We start from the raw sequence: 23,503 nt of genomic DNA, 5'->3' as shown, positions 1-23,503 counted from the left end.
TACTGTTCCTGCCAGTCGCTCGAGTGACGCCTTCCGGCGTCTGCAGTCCCAGGCAATCGAAGTTGCCGCCGGGCATCCCGCCCGGCGGGTCGCAACCGCTACCCGGACACCGAGGATCAGACGATGCTTATTTCAGGCTCCATGGAAGGTGCTCAGGCGCCGGTCGAAGTGCTCACCCGTTGGTCTCCCCTGCGCGCGCTGCAGGGAGTGTTGGGCAGGCAGCGCCGCGCCACGGAGGTGGCCGAGCAGCATCGGCGGCACGTCGAGCTTGAGGCCCAGGTGGCCGCATTGCACCGGGTGCAGGCGGTCATCGAGTTCGCCCTCGACGGCACCATCCTGCAGGCCAATGACAACTTCCTGCAGGCAGTGGGATATCGCCTGGATGAGATCCAGGGCAGGCATCATTCCCTGTTCGTCGATCCCGAGGACGCGCGCAGCACCGGATACCGCGACTTCTGGGCGCGGCTGGGCCGCGGTGAGTTCGATGCAGGTCAGTACCGGCGCTTCGGCAAGGGCGGGCGCGAAATCTGGATCCAGGCCTCCTACAACCCGGTGCTTGACCAGCACGGTCGGCCGTACAAGGTGGTCAAGTTCGCCACCGACATCACCGCGCAGAAGCAGCAGGCAGCCGAATCGGCGGGGCAGCTGGCCGCCATCGACAAATCGCAGGCGGTCATCGAGTTCAGCATGGATGGCCGCATCCTGGCGGCCAATGCGAACTTCCTGGCCGCCACCGGCTATACGCTGGAAGAGGTGCGTGGCCAGCATCATTCGCTGTTCGTCGAGCCCGACTACCGGGCCAGTGTCGAGTATCGGCGGTTCTGGGAAAAACTCGGCTCCGGCGAGTACGACGCAGGCCAGTACCGGCGGCTGGGCAAAGGCGGTCGTGAAGTGTGGATCCAGGCGTCGTACAACCCGATCCTCGATGCCGGTGGCCGGCCGTTCAAGGTCGTCAAGTACGCCACCGACATCACCGCACAGGTGCATGAGAGCCAGGCAATGCAGCACGCCGTCGCGCAGACGCGCGAAGTGGTGGCGTCGGCAAAGGAGGGCGACCTGACCCGGAGCATCGGCATGGCCGACAAGACGGGCCCGATCGCCGAGCTATGCGGTGGCGTCAACGCGCTGGTCGAGGCGATGGCGGCCATCATCGGTCAGATCAAGTTCGCCGCAGACACCATTGCGGTCGGTGCGAGCGAGATCGCCGAAGGCAACAACGACCTTTCCCAGCGTACCGAACAGCAGGCTGCCTCTCTGGAAGAAACCGCCGTGTCGATGAAGGGGCTGGCCGAGACCGTGCAGCGCACCGCGATCAACGCGCGCCAGGCCAGCCAACTGGCCGGCGGCGCCGCCGATGTGGCCGCACGGGGTGGCCAGGTGGTGCATGACGTGGTCTCGACGATGGAGGTGATCAATGCTTCCTCGCGTCGCATCGTCGACATCATCGGTGTGATCGATGGCATTGCCTTCCAGACCAACATCCTGGCATTGAACGCGGCGGTGGAAGCGGCGCGTGCCGGTGAGCATGGTCGTGGTTTCGCCGTGGTTGCCACCGAGATCCGCGAGCTCTCGCATCGCTCGGCGGGTGCGGCAAAGGAAATCAAGCAGCTGATCGATGCGTCTGTTGCCAACGTCGGTGCCGGAACGGCGCAGGTCGAGAGCGCCGGCCGGACCATGGACGAGATCGTGGTCGACGTGCGGCGTGTCAGCGACCTGATGACCGAGATCAGTGCGGCTGCGCAACAGCAGAGCGATGACATCCAGCAGATGAACCACGCGGTGGATCTGATCGATCAGGGCACGCAGCAGAATGCAGCGCTGGTGGAAGAGGCCTCAGCGGCCGCGCGCAGCATGGAAGAGCAGTCTTCGCAGCTGCTGCAGACGGTGGCAGGGTTCCGTGTGCACGCGGGGGCAGGGCATGGTCATGGCGTGCATTCCCCGGCGCTGCGGGTGGTGTAGGGCGCCGGCGCGCGCTGGCTTATGAGGCGGCGCGGGCCGCCCCGGCCAACGCAACGGTGGCTTGCTCTGGAACGGCAGTAAACTCCGGGCTCGCCCGTCACTGCTCAGTCACCGTGTCCCTATCGGCAGCGCGTGGTCGACGTTCTCGACGATTTAGCCAGGTACCTTGATGGCTGGGAAGGGCCTACCCAGGCATCGGACTGATTGATGAGTCCGCTCTGGCGGCCAAGGTGTGATCGCACTCGACCAAGCGGGCGTTGCTGACGGCTTGGCGCCCTCCGCATTGGGCACAAGCGAGCAGCGTACCGCCCGGTATGGATTGGAGGTCGGGGCCTGTCGAGTGAGTGACGTGCTGGCAACTGTTACACCGGACGCTGATTGCGATGACGCTTTGGATGTTCCCCTGCTGATCGCGCATCGGGTCGATGTTGAGAACGTAGAAAAGACCTGTGTCTGGCATGGCCGTGTACCGAAGAGTCAATGCATGCTGCAGGGTGGAGCGGGTTGATCTTGTGACGAGAGTGCGGATTCAGCAAGAGTTTTGGAGCTGAAGCGCTATGGATTCTGCCTAAACGGACAGGCTGAGGACGCTGGTCGACCCTTGTGCAATCGCCGCTTGATCAACCAGGACCGGCCAAAGCGCTGGACGCCCGAGCGTCAAACGTTCTTCTGCAGAAAGTCTGCGAATCTGGCCAGGCTGATAGCCTGCCGATTGGGGCACTTGGGGCAACTGAGAATTGCGCCACCGGGGAGATCGATCAGGCCTTCGTTGGGCCGCCCGGTGAACCGGCACGAGCATTCCAGACAACGACACACCACCTGGGTTACCTGCAGCAGACGGCCGCTGTCGTCTTCCTGCCCGAAAACATCGCTGAGGAGGAACAATCCGGTGTCGGCCATGCTCGAATCCTTAACGCCCGTTTTCCATGGAGCCGAAGTCTACAACTTCCTTGATGCCGGAGTTTTGCGTTATACGCCGGCTCGCGATCGCGGCCAAGCCAGGCTTCGCATTAAGCCATTTGGCCCGGTGGCGCATCCAAGGCAGAGCATGGACTCATGCCTTGCCCAACGGAAACTGCCAATGTCCAGGATCTGCCGTATCCGGTTTCTTGCCCTTCTCGCGGTGACTGCCCTTTGTGGGGCTCCTGCCGTCTCCGCGGAGACCATCGCGATCCCGTTCGAGCTGGGCAAGGACCATCGAATATATGCCGAAGGCACGATCAATCATTCGCGCCCCCTCCGTTTCCTGGTGGACACGGGGGCGGACGGTATGGCCGTGTCGGTCGCTACAAGCGAACTGGCTGGTATGAAAATCGACGATCAATCCGAAAACACCGGCGCGGACGGCACGACGTTGGTTGACTACAGTACGAACAACACGGTCGCTCTCGGCGGTGCCAGCAGAATGTTGGGCGCCGCAGTAATCGACTACCAGAATCGGCCCTTCGATGCAGTTCTCGGCTGGAAATTCTTCGAGGGGAGCGTTGTCGAGATCGACTACGACAAGAAGACCCTGTTCGTGCATGGCACTTTGCCCAGCACGGCGGGATACACCAGGATGAACACGCGATGGATCGACAACATTCCCGCTGTCGAAGTGACGTTGCATGCGGAGAACGCATCACTCCAGGCGTGGCTCTCTTTGGATACCGGCAGCAACGGGACCATCGACCTGGGGTATTCCTACAGTTCCCGACACAACCTCCAGGATGTTCTTACGAAGAAGATCGGAACGTCACAGTTCAGTGGGAGCGCAGGCAGGAAGATCCGCGCGGTCGACGTTCGCGTTCCCTCGGCGGATATTCAGGGGATTCGTCTGGACCAGCCCAAGGTGTCTTTCACCATCGACGAAGACGGCTCCAGTGGCGATGGCACGATCGGAAGTGAAGTTCTTCGGAATTTCAACATCCTGCTGGACACCAAGACCGGCGACGTCTATCTGCGTCCCAACGGGAGGGCGGTGCTGCAGCAACTGCGGCGGTGACAGGACGATCGAGAGGGGAAGTGGGGAGGAGAATTGGCCGGAGTCGGCTGATTCACGACTCCATTCCGCCATTCCTTCTGGAAGCCTCGCGTTGCAAGGCTTGTGGTGCCGGTGAAAGGACTCGAACCTTCATGGGGTCGCCCCCGGCTGATTTTGAGTCAGCTGCGTATACCATTCCGCCACACCGGCAGCAGCGGGCTAGTGTACCCGAGCCGGGCGGGCGTTCATAGAGGTGCGGGCGAACAGGGCCGAAATGGCTTCAAATTGTCGGTATCGGCCGACTGCTGGCTATACTGGCAACGCTTAACAGGCACGGAGCGATAGCCTATGTCAGCGTTGCAGGACCTGCGGGTGCTGGTAGTGGAGAACGACGAGATGAGTGCGGCGCTGCTGCAGATGCAGCTGGTGCATTCCGGTGCTCTGGTCGTTGGTCTTGCCGCGTCCGTTGCCGAGGCACTGCGCCTGCTGGAAGAGGCCAACCCTGACGTGGCCCTGCTGGATTACCGGTTGGCCCACAACGAGACCAGTGAACCAGTCGCTGCGGCGCTGGCCGCGCGCGGGGTGCCGTTCGTGCTCGCCACCGGCATGGCCGCCGAACAACTGCCGGTCGCGATGCGATCGGGGGTACTGTTGATCAAGCCCTATCTGTCGGCGGAACTGTCCAAGGCATTGGTCCGCGCAGTGGGACGTTCCAGCGCCAACGCCTGATCCAACCGCTCAGGCGGCTTCTTCGTAGACATAACGGATCTCCTCGCGGTCGTCGAGGATGGCGTACTGCGCCGGCAGGTTGTCCGGGTCCGGGTTGAGCCATGCGTCCAGATGCTCGGCGCGGATCGGCAGTACGCCCCGGTCATGGCCGGCAGCGGCAACATCGATTGACGGTCCATCGGTGATGGTGGCGAACGACAACAGGCGTCCTTCCGGGCCCTCCCATTCCGCCCACAGGCAGGCCAGCAACAAGTCGCGCGGCGGATCAGGGCGGAACTCCAGCACCACGTCCTGTTCCTTCTCGTCGTTGTGCAGGGTGCGGCCGGCAATGGTGTGGCGAGGAACGTGCTCGTAGAAGGCCTGTACCACCACCACGCCGTGGCGCAGTCCGAAGGCCCCGCGCCAATAGCCTTCCAGGCTGTCCCGCCGCGCATTGTAGGTGCCGGGATAGAGGACATCGTTGCGCGCGGGCTTGTCCGGAAGCCGGCATTGATAGCGCATCGGCTTGATCACGCGCCGGCCATTCTCGCTGACCATCACCGGCGCGTAGGTGCCAGGAAAAATACGGTTGTCGCGTGGCAGCAGCTGTTCCCGATGCAGGTCGTCCAGCCGTGCCTGCGCGCGGTCGATGCGGTTGCCGGCAACGCGCAGGTCATTGCGCGCTTTCTGCGTGGGACGGGTGGCCAGGGTTGCATTGGCGATGTCGCGACGCTCAAGCTGCCGCTCCAGCTCAGCCTGCAGCTGTTGCCGCTCCTGTGCATGCCATTGCTGGATCTTCGCCACGATGTCGCGGCCCAGTTCGGTGCGCGCACCGGCAAATCCGTCGTCCATCGCTTTCGGCGTTTTCGGTCGTTTCTTGCCGGGATCATGCGCATAGAGTTCGGCGAACTCCTCCAGGGAGAGGACGGCGCCGAACTCGCGCACCAGCTTGGCGTAGTCGGCGCGGATCAGGGCGGAATAGCACATTGGACTCTGCCGGAAGATGGGTCGCAGCGGCTGCGACATGGATGCGGCAGGATAGCTCGACCTTCCAGGAGACGTTGCATGAATGATCCAGAGACGATCCAGTTCCGTCAGGCGGTGCCGACGGTTGAAGACTACTGCCAGCTGCGTGCGCTGGCCGGGCTCAGTGCAAAGACCCATGAGGCGGCGACGCGGGCATTGCCCAATACCGTTTTCGGTGTCTGTGCCTACCAGGGCAGCGAGCTGGTAGCGATGGGCCGGATCATCGGCGATGGTGGTTGCCACCTGCAGGTCTGCGATATCGCCGTGCTGCCGCGCCTGCAGGGGCAGGGTCTGGGCAAGGCGGTGATGCAGCGTCTGAGCGACTGGATGCAGGGCAACCTGCCGCCGTCGGCGTATGTGAGTCTGTTGGCCGATGGCGAGGCACATCGGCTGTATGCGCAGTTTGGCTTTGAGGCGACCGCGCCAGCCTCGATCGGCATGTATCGCCGGTTCTGAAACGCGGTCACCAGGGAATCGCAGGCAAAGAAAAACCCCGGCCGAAGCCGGGGTTTCAAAGATTGGCGTCCCCACGGGGATTCGAACCCCGGTCGCCACCGTGAAAGGGTGATGTCCTAGGCCTCTAGACGATGGGGACGCACGAAAAACTTCAAGTTGTAGAACTCTCGACGGCCTAATGCCGAAAGTGGTGGAGCCAAGCGGGATCGAACCGCTGACCTCCTGCATGCCATGCAGGCGCTCTCCCAGCTGAGCTATGGCCCCATGAAACCAGGATTCCTGCTGGGAGCAGGGTCCTCTTTGAAACTGGCGTCCCCACGGGGATTCGAACCCCGGTCGCCACCGTGAAAGGGTGATGTCCTAGGCCTCTAGACGATGGGGACGCACGAAAAACTTCAAGTTGTAGAACTCTCGACGGCCTAATGTCGAAAGTGGTGGAGCCAAGCGGGATCGAACCGCTGACCTCCTGCATGCCATGCAGGCGCTCTCCCAGCTGAGCTATGGCCCCGTGTTACCGAGCCGCCTATCATACCTGCCTGTTCACATTTGTGGAAGCTTTTTTTGAAGCTTTTTCATCGAATCGTTCATTGCCACAAGGGCAGGAGCGTTCCGACGCCACAACCTGAATGCCGGTGGGCGGTGAACAAAAAAGACCCGGTTATCGGCCGGGTCCTCGTTGTTCATGATGAGTGGCGTCCCCACGGGGATTCGAACCCCGGTCGCCACCGTGAAAGGGTGATGTCCTAGGCCTCTAGACGATGGGGACGCAGATCTCATCAATGTTCTTTGCGACCTTTCGACGGCCTAATGCCGAAAGTATGGTGGAGCCAAGCGGGATCGAACCGCTGACCTCCTGCATGCCATGCAGGCGCTCTCCCAGCTGAGCTATGGCCCCACGTCGCTGAGGAGCGAAATAATAGCTGTGCCCCCGGGGGTTGGCAAGCGCTTTGTTGCACTTTTCTACACATGGCGCGCGATGGCGCGGAGGCGATTTCCGCCTGCCAGGCAGCACATGTGTCGACGCAGACGTCAGGCGCTCAGCGGTCTTCCCCGGTCAGCGCGGCCAGGATCGGGCACTGGTCGAGCGCGCCATGTCCGGGGCAGGCATCGACCAGTTGCGAGAGGGCGCCATGCATGCGCTGCAGTTCGGCCATCCGCAGTTCGATGTCCTGCAGTCGAATCCGCGCGGTGTCACGCACGCTGCCCATGTCCTGCGGAGGATGATCGCTGAGGGAAAGCAGTTCACCGATCTCGTCCAGGCTGAAGCCCAGAGTCTTTGCCCGGCGGATGAAGCGCAGGCGTCGCAGATCCTGCTCGCCGAAGATGCGATAGCCACCTGCCGTACGTGCCGCGGTGGGCAGAAGCTGCTGACGTTCGTAGTAGCGGACGGTGTCGATGGGGACGCCGGCCTGGCGTGCCAACTGACCAATGTTCACGGCGGACTCCTCTGGACCTGCCGTGCATAGTCATCCCTGGACTCTGGTCAAGAGTCAAGGCTTTGCCTGCGTCACCCATTCAGCACACTTTGCAACTTTCTTCATAGCCCCCGGGGCAAAGCAGTTCCTACCCTCAACCTGAACCGGCCGCTCGACGGCCTGAACCGGAAGAGGAGGTGGGGAGTGGAGGGAATCAGCAACGAAGGATTCGTCGAGGTTGCGGTGGTTGAATACCCCGGAGGCGACCCGTCGGCTGCATCGGTGCTTGCCGAAATGGCGCACGTCGCCAATCGTCTGGCGCAGCAGCAGCGACGGCCCTGCAAGCGGGTGCTGGTCACCCGCTGGATTGTGCCTGCCAGCAATACCGGCGTGCATCGCATTGCCGGTGCCGAAATGCTGGACGCGGCAATTCCCGCAGTGATCGCCTTGCCGGGCCAGGTCAGTTCCGGTGCGTCGCTGCGCGCCGAGGATGTCCTGCTGGACTGGTTGCGGGCCCACTACGACGGCGGCAGCCTGCTGGCCGCCGCAGGTGACGGGGTCAGTGTGCTGGCACGGGCGGGTCTGTTGACGGGGCGCACGGTGTCAGGCCCTGACCTCAACCGCCATCCGGCGCTGCAGGTGCAGGTCGGCAGCTGGGCACCCAGTGAGCGTGCACTCGTCGATGATGGCGATCTGCTCACCGTGGGCGGGGCCCAGGCCTGGCGCTTCCTCGGTCTGCGCCTGCTGTACCGGCTGCACGGCCAGGGCGTGGCCAGCGCGGTGGCACAGCAGTTGGGGATAGTGGTGCCAGTGGGGATCCAGCAGGATCTCGAGCGATTCAGTGCCAACTTCGCCCATGGTGACCGTGACGTGCTGAAGGCGCAGCGCTGGCTGCATACCACGGCTGCACGTGGGGCGACGCTGGGGGCAATCTGTGAGATCTCCGGCCTGGAACCGCGGACCCTGCAACGCCGTTTCCTGAAGGCGACCGGGCTGCGGCCCATCGAGTACTGCCAGCGACTGCGCGTGGCCAAGGCGCAGACGTTGCTGCAGCAGGGCGCCAGCATCGACGAAGTTGCCTGGGGGGTGGGCTACGCTGATCAGAGCGCATTCCGCCGGCTGTTCCTGCGCATCGTCGGCATGACGCCCGCCAACTATCGTCGCCACGTCAGCAATAAACGCCGCGACCGTCCGCTGACGCCTGCCGTGGCCGGCAGTCTGCGAGGGCTGCGCGCCTCGCCAGGCACGCAGCTGGGGCGCAACGCCGCTTGATGAATGCTGTTGGATGCGTCGTGCTTGCATCGCAGGCACGACGCTTTGACCATGCGGGTCTGTGCAGGCGAGAGCGGGTGAGCTGATGTCGAGTGTTGGGCCGGTGCCGATGCCGGTGGTGTTGATCCTGATCTTCCTGTTGCTGGCGATGGCCATTGCGCGGTTCTGGTCGCGTGCTGAGCCTGGCCAGGCTCGGCCACCTGCAGCCGGGATGGTGCTGGACATGCTGCTGGTTGGCCTGCTGTGTGGCCGGCTGTCCTTTGTTGCCGCGCATTTCAGCCTTTATCGTGAAGCTCCCTGGAGCGTGCTGCAGATTGCCGATGGTGGGTATCACCTGCCCGTTGTGATCGGCGCTGGATTTGCCTGGGCGCTGTGGCGACTGCGCAGGCATCGCGCGTTGAGGGCGCCGGTGCTGGCAGGTGCGCTGGCCGGACTGCTGCTGTGGGGCGGTGCAAGCCAGGGGCTCGCGTACTGGCAGGCAAAGCAGATGCCGCTGCCGACACTGCAGGTAGTCGACCTGCAGGGCAGGGCGATTGACCTGCAGCAGTTTCACGGCAGGCCGCTCGTGCTGAACCTGTGGGCCAGCTGGTGCGGCCCGTGTCGCCGGGAGATGCCGGTACTGGCGACGGCCCAGCAGAAGCATGCCGATATCCAGTTCGTCTTCCTCAACCAGGGCGAGACCCTTGCCGAGGTCCAGACCTTTCTAGCCGCTGAACACATCTCGCTGGGCAACGTCCTGCTGGATGAGTCATCGGCTGCCTCTACCTCGCTGGACGTCCGGGCTTTCCCCTCCACGCTCTTCTTCGACGCGCAGGGGCGGTTGCAGGAACTGCATCTCGGCGAACTGACCCAGGCCGGTCTTGAACACAAACTGCGCCGGCTGCGGTAGCCTGCGCTGGCATCCCACTACGGAGTTTCCATGTTGTCGATTTCCCCGCGCATCGCGCATACGCTGATGCTGCCGGCCATGCTGGCGCTGGCTGCCTGCAGCCAGGCACAGACCCCACCGGGCAAGGGTGCCGCTGCACCGGCAACGGCTTCGGCAACGGCAGCCGCCAGGAAGGGTGAGTTGCCAGCTGTCCTGAAGGGCATCGAGAAGCATGGCTTCGAGGTGGTCTCCGAATTCGACGCGCCGGGCGGCCTGCGCGGCTTTGCCGGCATGGTTGGTGGCCAGCAGCCGGCGGCGGCTTACGTGACCGCCGATGGCAAGCATGTGCTGGTGGGTAGCCTGTTCGACGCCGAGGGCAACGAAGTTGCAGCCGAGACGCTGGAGAAGCTGGTTGCCGCGCCGATGTCGGCCAAGATGTGGAGCAAGCTGGAGGCCAGTGCCTGGGTACGCGATGGCAAGGCCGATGCGCCGCGCGTGGTGTACACCTTCAGTGATGCCAACTGTCCTTACTGCCACAAGTTCTGGGAGGCGGCACGGCCCTGGGTGGACGCAGGAAAGGTGCAGTTGCGCCACATCATGGTCGGCGTGATCCGCGAAGACAGTCCGGCCAAGGCGGCGGCGATCATGGCCGCGCGCGATCCCAGTGCGGCACTGCTGGAGAACGAGCATCAGTTCGATCGCGGTGGCATCAAGCCGCTGCCTAGCATCAGCCGGGACATCGCAGCCAAACTGGATGCCAACCAGGTGCTGATGGTGGAGATGGGCTTCCAGGGCACGCCCGGCATCCTGTTCCAGGATGCGCAGGGCCAGGTGCAGCGACGTGCCGGCCTTCCGCAGGGCAACGATCTGCAGGCGGTACTCGGCCCACGCTGAGGCCCCCGGGCTGCTGAACCGAGTGACAGGCCCACATGGCGACATGTGGGCCTGTTGCTTTCTGCGACAGTCCCGGCGAAGAGGGCTGCGCACGTCACGAACAGATGTCACGTCTGAATCGTGACTGACATCAAGCATTTCGCTTTGATCCCAATCAAGGCCAAAAACGACAGTCGAACTAGCCTTGGCGCATGGAATACAGCGTCACTGCGCTATGGATGCCGCACAGGTCATGCCCTCGAGAGGGCGTGCGCGCAATGCCATTCACGACATTCTCACCCAGCGCTTGTTACCCAGACCCCTGCGGTCGCCACCCCTTCGGCAGCGCTGCCGCAGTGGAAGCGACTCCGGCGCTGTCCGGGCAGGTGGGGCAATGTCATCGCCCTGTTGCCTGCATCGCGCAGGCTGGCGACGGTCGTCGACGCAGTACCCGCATTTCCAGCAACGGCTCGTTGAGGTCGGGGCGGCGCACGCGCGCTGCTCGGCCGCGCGGCGGAAGTTCCAGTCCGGGGAGGATGCAATGCGCTTGGCGGTACTGAGTATGGGGTGCCTGACGGCGATGGCAGCGATGCCGTTGCACGCACAGGATGATGCGCAGGCATTGCGTCGGGAGATCGACGCGATGCGGCAGACGCTGCAGGGCATGCAGCAGCGTCTGGACCAGCTTGAACGACGCGAAGAGCGTGCGGCTGCGGCTCCCGTTGTACTGCCGACGCCGACGCCCGCTGCGTCGCAGGCGACCACGACGGTGTCAACCGCCAGCGGCATCCTGCACCCGACCCAGGTTCCCGGCGTGTCGCCGACCGTGCTGCCCCAGCGTGAATCGGTGGCCGATCCGTCAACGGCGGCCTCGCGCCCGGACAGCGCCGCCGGCCCGACCGATCCGGACCTGAAAGGCTTCTTCGCCATTCCCGGCACCGACACCGTGATCCGCATCGGTGGCTATGCCAAGCTCGATGCGATTGCGGATTCGCGCGGCGCAGGGGACGAGGATCAGTTCATTCCCTCGTCGATGCCGGTGGGCGGCAGCCATCGCGATGTTTCGAACTTCAACATCCACGCCAAGCAGACGCGTTTCAGTTTCGAGGCGCGGCGGCCGACCACCCATGGCAACCTGCGCTTCTATCTGGAGAATGACTTCTTCGGCAGCAGCGATGGCTATCAGTTCCGCCTGCGCCATGCCTATGGCCAGCTTGGCAACACGTACGCGGGTTACGGGTACTCCAGCTTCATGGACCCGGACAGCCTGCCCGACACGCTGGATTTTGCCGGACCCGGCGGCGCCGGTTACCTGCTGGTGGCCGGCATCCATCACAGCTTTGCACTGGGCAAGGGCAACACCCTGACCCTGGCCGCCGAAGATCCGGACACTGAGCTGGCCGGTGCCAGCGATGCGATGGCGGCGGTCAATCGATTGCCGGATGTGAGTGCCATCGCGCGCATGGAGCGTGACTGGGGCCACCTGCAACTGGGCGTCGTGGCGCGCAATCTTGCCTACGACGGCGATGCCCGCCGTGACCGCGTCTTTGCCGGTGGCGCGCAGCTCAGTGGCTCGGCCTCGGTGGGGGAGCGCGATCTGTTGCTGTTCGGCGCGCTGGGCGGCCGCGGCCTGAGCCGCTATACCGCCGATCTCACCGGTTCCGGTCTTGACGCCGTGGTAGGTGCCGATGGACGCATCGATGCGCTGGACCTGCACGGTGGCTTCGTCGGCTATACCCACTACTGGTCTGATCTGTGGCGCTCGAACCTGATCTACGGTCAGCTGACCCTAGAGCGCAATGCGGCGCTGCCGACCGATGCATTCCGGCAAAGCCGCTATGGCGTGTTCAACCTGATCTGGAGCCCGGCACCGTCGTGGACGATGGGCATGGAACTGCTGTACGGCCGCCTGCAGCAGCAGAGCGGAGCACGCGGCGACACGGTCCGGGTGCAGGGCAGCCTGCAATACAACTTCATCAAGTAAGCGCCAGCGGCAGCACGCCAGCGTAGCCATTCCCCACGCCCGGGTTCACCGGGCCCATGCCAGGTACAGGAGATTGTCATGGCAGAAGCAAAGAAAATCGGGGTGGTCGGAGCCACCTTCCTCGTCGCCGGCAACATGATGGGCTCAGGGGTGTTCCTGCTGCCCTCCAGCCTGGCCAAGATCGGTACCGCCTCGATATGGGGGTGGCTGATCACCACGGCCGGTGCGCTGCTGCTGGCCTTCGTGTTCGCCAAGCTCGGCAAGCTGGCGCCCAAAGCGGGTGGCCCGTATGCGTATGCACGCGATTGGTTCGGTCCCTACATGGGCTTCCAGACCAACACCATCTACTGGTTCGCCAACTGGATCGGCAACGTTGCCATTCCCATCGCGGCGGTGGGCTACTTCAGCTACTTCTTCCCGATCCTGTCCGAGCCGCTGGTGCGCTGCATCGCGGTGCTGATCCTGGTGTGGGCGCTGAGCTTTGCCAACATGATCGGACCGGCGTTCGTCAGCCGCGTGCAGACGGTCACCACCAGCTTCGCGCTGGTGCCGATCCTGGGTATCGCCATCTTCGGCTGGTTCTTCTTCGATGCCGATATCTTCAAGGGGGCCTACAACGTCTCCGGCGAGTCGAACTTCGGTGCGATCTCCAGTGCTGCGGCACTGACCCTGTGGGCCTTCATCGGCGTCGAGTCGGCCTCGGTCACGGCCGGCGTGGTTGAAAACCCGGAGAAGAACGTGGCCCGCGCCACCCTGGCCGGTGTGTTCCTGGCCGCCATCGCCTACATCGCCAGCTCGTCGGTGATCATGGGCATGGTGCCCAATGGCGAGCTGCAGGTGTCTGACGCGCCGTTCGCGCTGGCGGCGGCCAAGGCCGTCGGGGGCTGGGGTGGTGCGCTGGTCAGCCTGTGCGCCTTCATCGGCGCCGCCGGCTCGCTGGGCGGCTGGATCCTGCTGACCGCGCAGAGCGCCAAGGCGGCCTCCGATGATGGCCTGTTCCCGAGCATCTTCAGCAAGACCAACAAGGACGACGTGCCGGTCAAGGGCGTGCTGATCGTGGCCGTGCTGATGACCCTGGCGGTGCTGGTGACCTCCACCTCGAAGACGGCCTCGGCCCAGTTCGACGTGATCACTTCGGCGGCGGTCGTGCTGACGCTGCTGCCGTACATCTATTCGTGCGTGGCCTGCTACTTCGTGGTGGAGCGGTCGCACACGCTGGTGCACACCGGTGCGTTCTGGACCCTGACCAGCCTGACGGTCGTGTACTGCCTGTGGGCGATCTACGGCTCGTCGGGAACGATCGTGCAGTACGCCTTCCTGTTCGTGCTGTTCATCACCGTGTTCTATCCCTTCTTCAGCGAGGAGCGTCGCCAACAGCGGCAGCGTTCCCGCGAGGCGGCGGCAATTTCGTCCGGCGCCCAGCGTTCCTGAGTTAGACAAGGAGAATCAACGTGTATTTCAAGTCCCTGGATTATCCGGTCATCGTCATTGACGGTGACTACGACTCGCCGCGCATCGGCGGCATCCTCATCCGTGCGCTGGTGGAAGAGCTGCGCAGCAATGACCAGCGCGTGCTGTGCGGCCTGAACCTGGACGATGCCCGTGCCGGCGCCCGTACCTATGTGGCCGCTTCGGCGGTGCTGATCTCGATCGACGGCAGCGAGGAGGTCGATGGCGAGTTCCAGCGCCTGACCGCCTTCCTGCGCGAGCAGAGTGCGCGCCGGGCCAACCTGCCGGTGTTCCTGTATGGCGAGCGCCGTACCATCGAGAAGGTGCCGAGCAAGCTGCTCAAGTACATCCACGGCTTCATCTTCCTGTTCGAAGACACCAAGAGCTTCATCTCGCGGCAGGTGATGCGTGCGGCCGAAGACTACATGCAGAACCTGCTGCCGCCGTTCTTCAAGGCGCTGATCCACCACGCGGCCGAGTCGAACTATTCCTGGCATACGCCGGGCCATGCCGGCGGCGTGGCTTTCACCAAGTCACCGGTCGGGCGGGCCTTCCACCAGTTCTATGGTGAGAACACGCTGCGCAGCGATCTGTCGATTTCGGTGCCGGAGCTGGGCTCGCTGCTGGATCACACCGGCCCGATCAAGGAGGCCGAGGACGAGGCCGCGCGCAACTTCGGCGCCGACCACACCTTCTTCGTCACCAACGGTACGTCGACGGCCAACAAGATCGTGTGGCATGGCACCGTGGCCCGCGGCGACGTGGTGTTCGTCGACCGCAACTGCCACAAGTCGCTGCTGCATTCGCTGATCATGACCGGCGCGGTGCCGGTGTATTTCACGCCCAGCCGCAATGCGCACGGCATCATCGGCCCGATCAGCCTGGACCAGTTCACCCCGGAAGCCCTGCAGCAGAGCATCGCGGCCAATCCGCTGGCCAGCCAGGCCTACCAGGCCGGTTCCAAGCCGCGTATCGCGGTGGTGACCAACTCGACCTACGACGGCCTGTGCTACAACGCCGAGAAAATCGCCGAGGAGATCGGCAGCGCGGTCGACTTCCTGCATTTCGATGAGGCCTGGTACGCCTATGCCGCGTTCCATCCGTTCTACGAGAACCACTACGGCATGGCCAAGGGCAAGCCGCGCGAGCAGGACGCGATCATCTTCACCACTCATTCCACGCACAAGCTGTTGGCCGCGTTCTCGCAGGCCTCGATGATCCACGTGCGTAATTCGGCCAGCCGCGACCTGGACGCCGAACGCTTCAATGAATCGTTCATGATGCATACCTCGACCAGCCCGCATTACGGCGTGATCGCGGCGTGTGATGTTGCCTCGAAGATGATGGAAGGGGATGCGGGGCGTTCGCTGGTGCAGGAAATGCATGACGAGGCGATCGCCTTCCGCAGGGCGATGCTGCACGTACGCGACGATCTGGGCCGCGATGACTGGTGGTTCAGCGTGTGGCAACCGACAAAGGTCGAGCGCAGCCTGGACAAGGGCGATACACCGGCACCGCTGGTCGCCAAGCGCGAGGAGTGGTACCTGCAGCCCGATGCGCATTGGCACGGGTTCGAGAACCTGGTCGATGACTATGTGCTGATCGATCCGATCAAGGTGACCCTGTTGACGCCGGGGCTGTCGATGGACGGCAGCATGGGCAAGCTGGGCATCCCGGCTGCGGTGCTGAGCAAGTTCCTGTGGGGCCGCGGCATCACCGTGGAGAAGACCAACCTGTATTCGGTGCTGTTCCTGTTCTCGATGGGCATCACCAAGGGCAAGTGGAGCACGCTGGTTACCGAGCTGATGGCGTTCAAGGAGCTGTACGACCGCAACGCGCCGCTGACCCAGGCGCTGCCGTCGCTGGCCGCCGATTATCCCCATGCCTATGCCGGCTGGGGCCTGCGTGACCTGTGCGACGCATTGCATGCGTTCAACCAGGAGTTCGCGGTGGCCAAGGTGATGCGTGAGATGTACGTGGACCTGCCGACGCCGGTGATGACCCCGGCCGATGCCTACAACCACCTGGTGAAGGGCGAGATCGAGCGGGTCGACATCGAGCAGATCAGCGGCCGCATCGCTGCAACGATGCTGGTGCCGTATCCGCCGGGCATCCCCACGATCATGCCGGGCGAGCGCTTCGGCGACCACGACGAACCGATCATCCAGTCGCTGCGCATCGCCCGCGAGCAGAACGCGCGCTTCCCGGGCTTCGAGTCGGACGTCCATGGCCTTATCATCGAGCGCGATGGCGACGTGCCGTCCTACAAGGTGGAGGTGCTGAAGGCCTGAGCCGGTACGGTCGGCCCTTCGGCGGACGATGGATACCGCGCGCGAGCAACGCATCCTGAAGTTCTCGATCGGGGTCACCGTGGCGGTCAGTGCGGTCGGCTTCATCGGTGGCCTGCTGGTGGGATCGCAGGCCATCCTGTTCGACGGCATCTACAGCCTGGTCGACGTAGCCCTGACCCTGGTGTCGTTGTCGGTGCTGCGGCTGGTGGCGCGGGAGCACAGCCCGCGCTTCCAGTACGGCTATTGGCACCTGGAGCCGATGGTCGAGGCGCTGGGCGGGGTGATCCTGTCGCTGGCCTGCGTGTATGCGCTGGCCAACGCGGTGATCGGCTTGACCACCGGCGGGCACGAAGTGAAGTTCGGACCGGCGCTGTGGTGGGCGGCGCTGCTGAGTGCCAGCAACCTGGGCATGGCCGCGTTCGTGGCCCAGCGGGCCCGCAGGCTGCAGTCGGCATTGCTGTGGCTGGATGTGCGCGGCTGGTTGCTGGGGGGCTTGATGAGCCTGGCGGTGGTGCTGGCCTTCGTATTGGCGCTGGTGCTGCATGGTGGCCAGTGGCACTACTGGGTGCCCTATCTGGATTCGATCGTACTGGCGCTGATCAGCCTGGCGGTGTTGCCGGTGCCGGCGCGCAGTGCGTGGAAAGCCATGCGTGAAGTGTTGCAGGTGGCGCCCGATGACCTGGACGAGCGCGTGCAGCAGGTGATGCAGGCATTCGTGGCCGAGCATGGCTATGCCGGCTTCACCAGCCATGTAGCGAAGATGGGGCGGATGCGCTTCATCGAGATCCACATCCTGACGTCGCCGTCTACGCCGCTGGGCACGGTGGGTGAGGTGGATGCGATGCGCGATGAGATTGCAGTGCGGTTGGACGCGCGAAGCAGCACGTTCTGGCTGACGATCGATTTCACCGCGGATCCGGCGTGGACCTGATCCTTCCGATCGTTGCGTGCGTTGGACCGCTCTGTTGCATGCAATTGGTTTGACCTCAACAGCAGTTGAGGTCGCAGACTGCATCGCATTCCCCACAAGGCATGCGGTATGAACCTGCTGACCACCCCGGACTTCAGCCATGGCCTGCTGGATCTGTTCGATCCGCCCGGCCTGCACGATCCCAGTGCCAACGGATATTCGCATGTGGCGGTGGTGCGACTGCCAGCGCGTGTGATCCATATCGCCGGACAGGGAGGCGAGGACGACCAGGGAAGCCTGTCGCCGAGCTTCGAGGAGCAGGTGTCGCAGGCACTGGACAATCTGCAGACCGCGCTGCGGTCGGCGCATGCGGATCTGGCCGATGTTGCACGACTGCGGATCCTGGTGGTCGACCACGACGAGGATCGCCTGGGCATCATCGCCCGCCAGGTGCGGCGACGTTGGGCCAATCGCGCAGCGCCGACCTGCACGTTGATTCCGGTGCCGCGGCTGGCGTTGGACGGAATGCTGTTCGAGATCGAGGCAGAGGCCTACAGCGCTTAGCGCAGGTAGTACTCCACCGGCACCCACCAGTTCCTGCGGAGCTGGCAGTTCTTCTGGAATCCGGGGCAGAGGCTGGGCGCGGCGGAATGTCTGCAGCGCGCTTTCATCCAGCATCGGCTGTCCACTGGACTGTTCCAGGCGCAATGCCCGCAGGTGGCCGTCGCGGTCGATGCTGGCCCTGACCCATGCGGTGCCCTGCTGGCGCCGCGACCTCGCTGCGGCGGGGTAATAGCGGTAACGCTCCAGCCGCGCCATCAGGCGGGCTTCCCACTGGTCGCTGGCGGCGCCGGCCTGGAAGTCCGCCGGTGGTGCGTCCGGAGCGGGCGGTGCGGCCGTGATCGATGCCGGTGCGGAACGGGCATCGGTCGCGGCCGCAGGTGGGGCCACGGGCAAGGGCTGGTGGCCGTCGCCATTCTTCTCGCTGGCGGCGAGGTTGCCCTCGGGTGCCGCCGTGGCCCGCGGTGGTGGGGGTGTTTTCCGCGCCTCGGCTGCCCGCGATTGCTGGGCCTGGCTGAAGCGTTCGGACTGCAGTTCTTCCACCGGCTGCGGCGGCGTGGCTGGCGCCAGCAGGCGCAGGCTGATGCGCACGTCCTGTTCCGGCGGCGGCTGCAGCGGCGGGGTGGACATCCAGTGGACGAACAGCAGCAACGGCAGCAGGTGCAGCCCGATGCTGATCGTCACCGCTTGCCAGTGCTGCCGACGCTCACTCATCGCTGACTACCCCGGACGGGTCGGCGACGTCGGCAGCGAGCAGAGGGCCAGTGACCGCATCAGCACCTGAGGCAAAGCTGTGTTGGATGAGTTTGCGACGGACGTGGGCGTGCAGCGGCCGGTAGCGGGCTGCGCACAGCTGCGCGACATCCGTCGATTCGACAGGCATGGGCACGGGGCGGGCGACGGCTGGGGAAGGGAACAGCCCGCGGCGGCAAGGGCAGCGGCGTCACGTTACAGTAAAGAAGAATCATTTGCATCTGTGTTTGTGTGCGCCCGTCCTGCGGTAGTGCCACGCGGGCGTGCGCTGGCACGCGTAGAGCGGGCTATGGCGAGCGCGCGGCGCGTTCCATCTGCAGCAGCAGGCGGTGCGCGGGGAACATGCGCAGGCTGGGGTAGCGGGCGCGGTAGTAGGCATTCCAGTAACTGGCAGCGCGCTGTCGGCAGAGGTCGAAGAATGCGCGGTTCTCGCCAATGAGCGCGGCATAGCGCTGCAGGCCGGTCTGTTGCGCCGTGATCGCCACGGCCGACGCGACCTCGTCCACGTACTCCCCCAGCAAGGCCAGCTGGAAGGCATGCACCCAGGGCATCGGCGAGGGCCCCAGCTTCTCGATCGCACGTTGCCGTACATGTCCGTCGCAGTGACGCGAGAGCAGGCAGAGGCAAAGGGCGCGCGTATCACCCTGCAGTTGGGATGCGAGCCGGAACAGGTCCGTGGCGTCGGCGTAGATACGATAAGGGAACCGCAGCAGTTCGCCTTCGATGATGAGGCTTCGTTCGCCATTGCCCGACAGGTTGTCGATCCGGCCCAGCCGTTGCTGAAGGTCGGTGCAGGTTGCCTGCAACACGCGGGGAACGTCGATCAACGCGACGGTTCCGCCAGCGTGATGCCGCGATAGTCGCAGTGGATCTGCAGGCTCTCCGTGGCGTTGGGGTGCAGATCGAAGTCGCATCGCTGCAGTGCATCCTTGGCCGCTGCAACGGCGTCGGCATGGCGGCTGACGCGCTGCTGCTGCCAGCGCAGTGGAGTGAACACGCCCAGCGGAAGCAGGCGCAGGCGCTGGCCGTGCAGGACCAGCGAGACATCCACATGACGCCCGTCCAGATCGTGGCCATTGGCGCCGAAGATGGCGTCGATCTCATCATGGCGATGCCGATAGCAGCAGCGGAACACGGCGATGCCCAGCCGCCGGACCACGCGCCGGAAGCCGCCCAGCTGTCCCTGGCTGCATTCGAAGCCGCGGGTGACCAGCAGACGAAGCGTGGACGGCAGCAGGGCCTGCGCGTCGAGCAGGCGCTGCAGAACCTCGGCCTCGACGATGACCTGTGACGCGGGCCAGCGTGGGGCAATGCGCAGGCCGTCGATGGTGCCGCGTGACAGTTTCAACATGCGTGAAGCTTCGCATGGGAGTGGGTAGCCGGGTAGTGCCGGCCGCTGGCCGGCTCCTGGCGCGATGGTCAGAGATCGCGGTACTGGATCTGCGCGGCCAGCACGCGCAGGCCATCGGCGGTGCTGGAGAGGATGCGCTCCTCACCGATGCCCTTCTGCCGTTGCAGGGTGAAGCCTTCGGCAGCGGGCAGGCGTGCGGCGATGGCATCAATGCGTTGCAGCGCGTTGGGACCGTCGCAGTCGACATGGCCCCAATGGATGCCGTTGTGCTGGATGGTCAGGCGGTAGTGCATTGGCGGGTCTCCGGCAGGTCGTGCAGCCACTGATGGAACATTGCGGTCGCCGCGGCGGCGAGAGGCCCGCCGTAGCGGCGGGCCTGCGTGCGCAGGTCGACGGGATCGATACCGGCCGCGGCCAGTTCCAGCGCATGGCCGATCAGCCAGCGCTCGAACTGGCGCGCATCCAGTTCGGGATGGCATTGCAACGCGAGTGCATGGTGGCCGATGGCGAAGGCTTGGTGGCGACAGGCGGGCGTACTGGCGAGGCGGCGTGCGCCCTCCGGCAGTTCGAAGGCTTCACCATGCCAGTGCAGCACCGGGATGCCCTGTAATGCCTGCAAAGGCGAGCGCTGGCCTTCATCGGTGAGCAGCAGCGGTGCAAAACCAATTTCCTTGCCGCCGGTGGGGGCAACGACAGCATGCAGTGCGCGCGCCATCAACTGGGCGCCCAGGCAGATGCCCAGCGTCGGCCGCTGTTGCTGCAGGCGACGCTGCAGCAACGCGATGCTGTCGGCGAGGAACGGGTAGGCCGCTCCATTGTTGACGCTGATCGGGCCACCCAGCACCACCAGCAGATCGGCATCTTCGGCTGCATCGAGTGCATCCACGCCGGCTTGCAGTGTATGTACCTGCCATCCCTGCGCGAGCAGCAGCGGATGCAGGGTGCCAAGATCTTCAAAGGCCACGTGCTGCAGGGCAACGGCGCGCTTCATGCCGGTGCTCCCGGGGTGGGCCAGTAGAAGCTGTCGGGCGTGGAGCGTGCACCGAAGATCGCCTGGCCAACGCGGACGACGGTGGCACCTTCCTCGATGGCGACTTCAAAATCACCGGACATGCCCATCGACAGCTGCGACAGGTCCAGGCCTGCCGGCGCCGTCTGCTGAAGCTGGTCGCGCAGCTCGCGCAGGCGCACGAAGCAGGCGCGTACGCGTTCCACCTCGGGGGTGAAGATGGCGAGGGTCATCAGGCCACGCACGCGCAGGCGGTCGAAGGCGGGCAGCTGCTGCACGAAGTCGGCCACCGCCGCCGGCTCCAGGCCGTATTTGCTGGGCTCTGCCGAGGTGTTGACCTGTACGAACACATCCAGCGTGCGGTCCTCCAGCAGCAGCCGCTGCTGCAGCGCCTCGGCCACGCGCAGGCTGTCCAGCGCCTGGAACTCGCTGGCGAAGCGTGCGACGTAGCGGGCCTTGTTGGTCTGCAGGTGGCCGATGACTGACCAATGCACGCCAAGGTCGGCCATGGCCTCGGCCTTGCGCTGCGCCTCCTGCACCTTGTTTTCCCCCAGCTGGTGGCAACCGGCGGCTACGGCCATGCGGATGCGTGCTTCATCGACGGTCTTGCTGACCGGCAGCAGGCGCACGCTGGCCGGATCACGACCGGCGCGGGCACAGGCGCTGGCGATGCGCTGGCGCACGGTGGCCAGGTTGGCGGCGATCTGTTCGACGGACTGGGCGACGGGCCAGTCGGCGGGGGCGAGGGACATGGGGCACCTCCGGTGCGGGGTGGCCAGGGTGGGATACACTGGCACAGGACAAGAGATAGTTTGGCATAGGACAAAATGAAAATCACCGGGAACAGCGCCGAAGCGATCTTCGACAGCATCCGCGAGGGCATCGGTAGCGGCCATCTGGCGGCCGGCAGCGTGCTGCCGCCGGTGCGGGATCTGGCCGATCGACTGGGGGTCAACCGCAATACCGTAGCCGCTGCCTACAAGCGGCTGGACGCGGCGGGCCTGGCCAGTACGGCAGGGCGTCGCGGCACGGTGGTGCGCGGCCTGCCGGCGACGATGGCGCGCGAGGGCAGTGCGCCGGGGCTGGCCCTGCATGACCTGGCCGGCGGCAACCCGGATCCGCGCTGCCTGCCTAGCCTGCGGGTGGCCGCGGCGGCCTCGCGCCTGTATGGAGTGGAGACGGTCGATCCACGCATGCAACGCCTGGCACGGGCTTCGCTGGATGCCGATTGCCCGCCGGACTATGCGCTGGAACTGACCCATGGCGCGGTCGATGGCATCGAGCGTCTGTTGTCGGCGTGGCTGCTGCCGGGGGACCGCATCGCAGTGGAGGATCCCTGTTTCCTGGGCAGCCTCAATGTCCTCGGTGCGGCCGGACACGCGCCGCTGCCGGTGGCGGTGGATGCGCACGGCATGCAGGTGGAATCATTGCGGCAGGCGTTGGATGCAGGTGCACGCGCGGTGCTGCTGACCCCGCGCGCACACAATCCTACTGGTGCCAGCCTGGACGCGAAGCGTGCACGTGCGCTGCGCCAGTTGCTGGCCGGCTATCCGCAGGTCGCGGTGCTGATCGACGATCACTACGCGCTGCTCTCGCAACAGGCCTATCACTCGGTGTTGCCGATGGACGGTCGGCGGTGGGCGTTGCTGCGTTCGTTGTCCAAGGCGTTGGGCCCGGACCTGCGCGTGGCCTGGCTGGCCTGCGATGAGCAGACCGCGGCGCGCCTGCGTCTGCGGCTGGCGGCGGGCACCGGCTGGGTCAGCCATCTGTTGCAGGATGCAGCCAGTTCGGTGTTGGAGTCGGCGCAGCAACGGGCGAAGGTGGCTGCCGCCGGTGAGCGCTACCAGCAGCGGCTGCAGGGTCTGCAGGCCCTGCTGCAGGCGCGCGGGCTGCCGACACCGATGCCGATGGAAGGCTTGAATCTGTGGCTGCCCCTGCCGGCCGACAGCACGCCGCAGGTGCTGGCGCTGGCGGCGCGTGGCTGGCATGTGCGTGGGGGTGAAGTCTTTGCGGTGTCTGCACCGGCGCATGGGTTGCGCATCACCTGTGCGGCACTCGGCCCGCCGCAGCAACGTCGGTTGGCCGATGACCTGGCGGCGGTGATGCGCTGAGCGTGCGCGCTCAGGGCGCAGCGCTGGCGCCGGGGCGCACGTAGTAGGACTGGCCGCTGTCGTCGAGGAACACCAGCTCCGGCTTGCCCTGCCAGGAACTCAGCATGGCGCCGGTGTTGTTCTGGTGCTTGACCATCAGGCTGGCACCGCGGTCCGGATTGGCGACCACCTTGAAGACCTCGGTGGTGCCGGTGGCATCGTCAAGGGTCAGCAGGGCTTCGCCACCCCGGTCGCTGGTGCCGTAGCCGCCGCGCTCGGAGCCATCGGGGCCGAGCAGGATCAGGCCGGACAGGGCGGTGGCACGCGGCCCCTGCGGGCGGCCCCGGCTGAGGGGGTCGGGAACCGGGGCGCCGAGGATCACCCGCGGCTGGCCGCTGGCATCGTGGATGATCAGGCCGCGCGCTTCGATCACGCGGTGCGGTGACTGGCTGCGATGCAGGTTCCAGGCGGTCCAGCCGGAAACGAGCAACGCGAGCATGGCGACCACCAGGGTGGTCAGGGTCAGGGCACGAGCCATTGTGTATTCCTTCCTTGGACGTGGCCG

The 23,503-nt window shown here is 65.1% G+C and carries 22 protein-coding genes, 7 tRNA genes and 1 pseudogene; 13 read left to right on the top strand and 17 right to left on the bottom strand.

The genetic code is table 11. The features are described from left to right. Positions 1 to 123: 123 nt before the first annotated feature. Positions 124 to 1,959: a methyl-accepting chemotaxis protein gene (locus tag AC1DCU_RS00330; protein WP_032976178.1), complete on the top strand. Its 1,836-nt coding sequence runs from the start codon at positions 124 to 126 to the stop codon at positions 1,957 to 1,959. A 657-nt stretch (positions 1,960 to 2,616) separates the two neighbouring features. Here the strand turns inward: AC1DCU_RS00330 and AC1DCU_RS00325 are convergent. Beyond that, positions 2,617 to 2,859, bottom strand: a complete 243-nt coding sequence (locus tag AC1DCU_RS00325; protein WP_032976177.1) for a hypothetical protein — start codon at positions 2,857 to 2,859, stop codon at positions 2,617 to 2,619. Here AC1DCU_RS00325 and AC1DCU_RS00320 point away from each other — a divergent pair. Continuing rightward, entirely contained in the window at positions 2,858 to 3,943 is a 1,086-nt protein-coding gene (locus AC1DCU_RS00320; RefSeq protein ID WP_235189951.1) for a retropepsin-like aspartic protease, read from the top strand. The genes AC1DCU_RS00325 and AC1DCU_RS00320 overlap by 2 nt on opposite strands. A 103-nt stretch (positions 3,944 to 4,046) precedes the next feature. Here the strand turns inward: AC1DCU_RS00320 and AC1DCU_RS00315 are convergent. Next, positions 4,047 to 4,132, bottom strand: a tRNA-Leu gene (locus AC1DCU_RS00315). A 138-nt stretch (positions 4,133 to 4,270) separates the two neighbouring features. Here AC1DCU_RS00315 and AC1DCU_RS00310 point away from each other — a divergent pair. Then, on the top strand, positions 4,271 to 4,651 hold the full coding sequence (locus tag AC1DCU_RS00310) for a response regulator (RefSeq protein WP_032976175.1): 381 nt from the start codon (positions 4,271 to 4,273) through the stop codon (positions 4,649 to 4,651). A gap of 9 nt (positions 4,652 to 4,660) precedes the next feature. On the opposite strand, the gene AC1DCU_RS00305 is transcribed toward AC1DCU_RS00310, so the two are convergent. Next, a complete protein-coding gene (locus AC1DCU_RS00305) occupies positions 4,661 to 5,617 on the bottom strand; it encodes an SOS response-associated peptidase family protein (RefSeq protein ID WP_032976174.1) in 957 nt (318 codons plus the stop codon). Between the two features lie 78 nt (positions 5,618 to 5,695). Between AC1DCU_RS00305 and AC1DCU_RS00300 the strand changes: the two genes are divergently transcribed. Continuing rightward, positions 5,696 to 6,112 (top strand): GNAT family N-acetyltransferase, encoded by a 417-nt coding sequence (locus tag AC1DCU_RS00300; protein WP_032976173.1) that lies wholly within the window; start codon positions 5,696 to 5,698, stop codon positions 6,110 to 6,112. Positions 6,113 to 6,175: 63 nt separating this feature from the next. On the opposite strand, the gene AC1DCU_RS00295 is transcribed toward AC1DCU_RS00300, so the two are convergent. The 7 genes from AC1DCU_RS00295 to AC1DCU_RS00265 all read right to left on the bottom strand — a co-directional run bounded on the left by AC1DCU_RS00295 (position 6,176) and on the right by AC1DCU_RS00265 (position 7,548). Next, a tRNA-Glu gene (locus tag AC1DCU_RS00295) sits at positions 6,176 to 6,251 on the bottom strand. A gap of 49 nt (positions 6,252 to 6,300) precedes the next feature. Beyond that, positions 6,301 to 6,376, bottom strand: a tRNA-Ala gene (locus AC1DCU_RS00290). 43 nt (positions 6,377 to 6,419) lie between these two features. Next, positions 6,420 to 6,495: transfer RNA gene (locus AC1DCU_RS00285), tRNA-Glu, on the bottom strand. 49 nt (positions 6,496 to 6,544) lie between these two features. After that, a tRNA-Ala gene (locus AC1DCU_RS00280) sits at positions 6,545 to 6,620 on the bottom strand. A 182-nt stretch (positions 6,621 to 6,802) separates the two neighbouring features. Next, positions 6,803 to 6,878, bottom strand: a tRNA-Glu gene (locus tag AC1DCU_RS00275). Positions 6,879 to 6,931: 53 nt separating this feature from the next. Continuing rightward, positions 6,932 to 7,007, bottom strand: a tRNA-Ala gene (locus AC1DCU_RS00270). 142 nt (positions 7,008 to 7,149) lie between these two features. Next, on the bottom strand, positions 7,150 to 7,548 hold the full coding sequence (locus AC1DCU_RS00265) for a heavy metal-responsive transcriptional regulator (RefSeq protein ID WP_025879240.1): 399 nt from the start codon (positions 7,546 to 7,548) through the stop codon (positions 7,150 to 7,152). 183 nt (positions 7,549 to 7,731) lie between these two features. On the opposite strand from AC1DCU_RS00265, the gene AC1DCU_RS00260 reads away from it, so the two are divergent. The 8 genes from AC1DCU_RS00260 (at position 7,732) to AC1DCU_RS00225 (ending at position 17,738) form a co-directional block, all read left to right on the top strand. Next, on the top strand, positions 7,732 to 8,799 hold the full coding sequence (locus AC1DCU_RS00260) for a GlxA family transcriptional regulator (protein ID WP_032975236.1): 1,068 nt from the start codon (positions 7,732 to 7,734) through the stop codon (positions 8,797 to 8,799). Positions 8,800 to 8,884: 85 nt separating this feature from the next. Then, entirely contained in the window at positions 8,885 to 9,688 is an 804-nt protein-coding gene (locus AC1DCU_RS00255; protein ID WP_032975237.1) for a TlpA family protein disulfide reductase, read from the top strand. A gap of 30 nt (positions 9,689 to 9,718) precedes the next feature. Beyond that, positions 9,719 to 10,561 (top strand): thiol:disulfide interchange protein DsbG, encoded by an 843-nt coding sequence (gene dsbG, locus AC1DCU_RS00250; RefSeq protein ID WP_032975238.1) that lies wholly within the window; start codon positions 9,719 to 9,721, stop codon positions 10,559 to 10,561. Positions 10,562 to 11,081: 520 nt separating this feature from the next. Beyond that, a complete protein-coding gene (locus AC1DCU_RS00245; RefSeq protein WP_032975240.1) occupies positions 11,082 to 12,524 on the top strand; it encodes a DcaP family trimeric outer membrane transporter in 1,443 nt (480 codons plus the stop codon). A 78-nt stretch (positions 12,525 to 12,602) separates the two neighbouring features. Beyond that, complete coding sequence (gene adiC, locus AC1DCU_RS00240; RefSeq protein WP_025879235.1) at positions 12,603 to 13,955, top strand: arginine/agmatine antiporter; 1,353 nt, start codon at positions 12,603 to 12,605, stop codon at positions 13,953 to 13,955. A 20-nt stretch (positions 13,956 to 13,975) separates the two neighbouring features. Further along, positions 13,976 to 16,264: an Orn/Lys/Arg family decarboxylase gene (locus AC1DCU_RS00235; protein ID WP_032975241.1), complete on the top strand. Its 2,289-nt coding sequence runs from the start codon at positions 13,976 to 13,978 to the stop codon at positions 16,262 to 16,264. Between the two features lie 28 nt (positions 16,265 to 16,292). Further along, positions 16,293 to 17,195, top strand: a complete 903-nt coding sequence (locus AC1DCU_RS00230; RefSeq protein WP_032975242.1) for a cation diffusion facilitator family transporter — start codon at positions 16,293 to 16,295, stop codon at positions 17,193 to 17,195. Between the two features lie 108 nt (positions 17,196 to 17,303). Beyond that, entirely contained in the window at positions 17,304 to 17,738 is a 435-nt protein-coding gene (locus AC1DCU_RS00225) for a RidA family protein (RefSeq protein WP_025879232.1), read from the top strand. Here the strand turns inward: AC1DCU_RS00225 and AC1DCU_RS00220 are convergent. From AC1DCU_RS00220 to AC1DCU_RS00195, 6 genes and pseudogenes are all read right to left on the bottom strand, one after another. Next, positions 17,735 to 18,449, bottom strand: a pseudogene (locus AC1DCU_RS00220) (energy transducer TonB family protein). The gene AC1DCU_RS00225 and the pseudogene AC1DCU_RS00220 overlap by 4 nt on opposite strands. A 326-nt stretch (positions 18,450 to 18,775) precedes the next feature. Beyond that, complete coding sequence (locus AC1DCU_RS00215; RefSeq protein ID WP_051584910.1) at positions 18,776 to 19,315, bottom strand: hypothetical protein; 540 nt, start codon at positions 19,313 to 19,315, stop codon at positions 18,776 to 18,778. Then, positions 19,312 to 19,839, bottom strand: coding sequence for a hypothetical protein (locus tag AC1DCU_RS00210; protein ID WP_032975244.1), 528 nt, complete (start codon positions 19,837 to 19,839; stop codon positions 19,312 to 19,314). The genes AC1DCU_RS00215 and AC1DCU_RS00210 overlap by 4 nt, the downstream gene beginning before the upstream one ends. 68 nt (positions 19,840 to 19,907) lie before the next feature. Then, the gene (locus tag AC1DCU_RS00205; protein WP_032975245.1) at positions 19,908 to 20,132 is read right to left on the bottom strand and encodes a hypothetical protein; all 225 of its coding nucleotides are present in this window, start codon (positions 20,130 to 20,132) and stop codon (positions 19,908 to 19,910) included. After that, complete coding sequence (locus AC1DCU_RS00200; RefSeq protein ID WP_032975246.1) at positions 20,117 to 20,830, bottom strand: glutamine amidotransferase; 714 nt, start codon at positions 20,828 to 20,830, stop codon at positions 20,117 to 20,119. Before AC1DCU_RS00200 ends, AC1DCU_RS00205 begins: the two co-directional genes overlap by 16 nt. After that, a complete protein-coding gene (locus tag AC1DCU_RS00195; protein ID WP_032975247.1) occupies positions 20,827 to 21,600 on the bottom strand; it encodes a YggS family pyridoxal phosphate-dependent enzyme in 774 nt (257 codons plus the stop codon). Before AC1DCU_RS00195 ends, AC1DCU_RS00200 begins: the two co-directional genes overlap by 4 nt. Before the next feature lie 75 nt (positions 21,601 to 21,675). Here AC1DCU_RS00195 and ptsJ point away from each other — a divergent pair, with 75 nt between their 5' ends. Next, a complete protein-coding gene (ptsJ, locus tag AC1DCU_RS00190; protein ID WP_442252212.1) occupies positions 21,676 to 22,959 on the top strand; it encodes a MocR-like B6 salvage transcription factor PtsJ in 1,284 nt (427 codons plus the stop codon). A 10-nt stretch (positions 22,960 to 22,969) separates the two neighbouring features. Here ptsJ and AC1DCU_RS00185 read toward each other — a convergent pair whose 3' ends face one another. Next, on the bottom strand, positions 22,970 to 23,476 hold the full coding sequence (locus AC1DCU_RS00185; RefSeq protein ID WP_025879224.1) for a hypothetical protein: 507 nt from the start codon (positions 23,474 to 23,476) through the stop codon (positions 22,970 to 22,972). Positions 23,477 to 23,503 lie beyond the last annotated feature (27 nt).

The organism is Stenotrophomonas sp. 10L48, from assembly GCF_056395105.1.
Note: the sequence above shows the minus strand (reverse complement) of the source record. Positions and strands in the feature narration are given on the sequence as shown.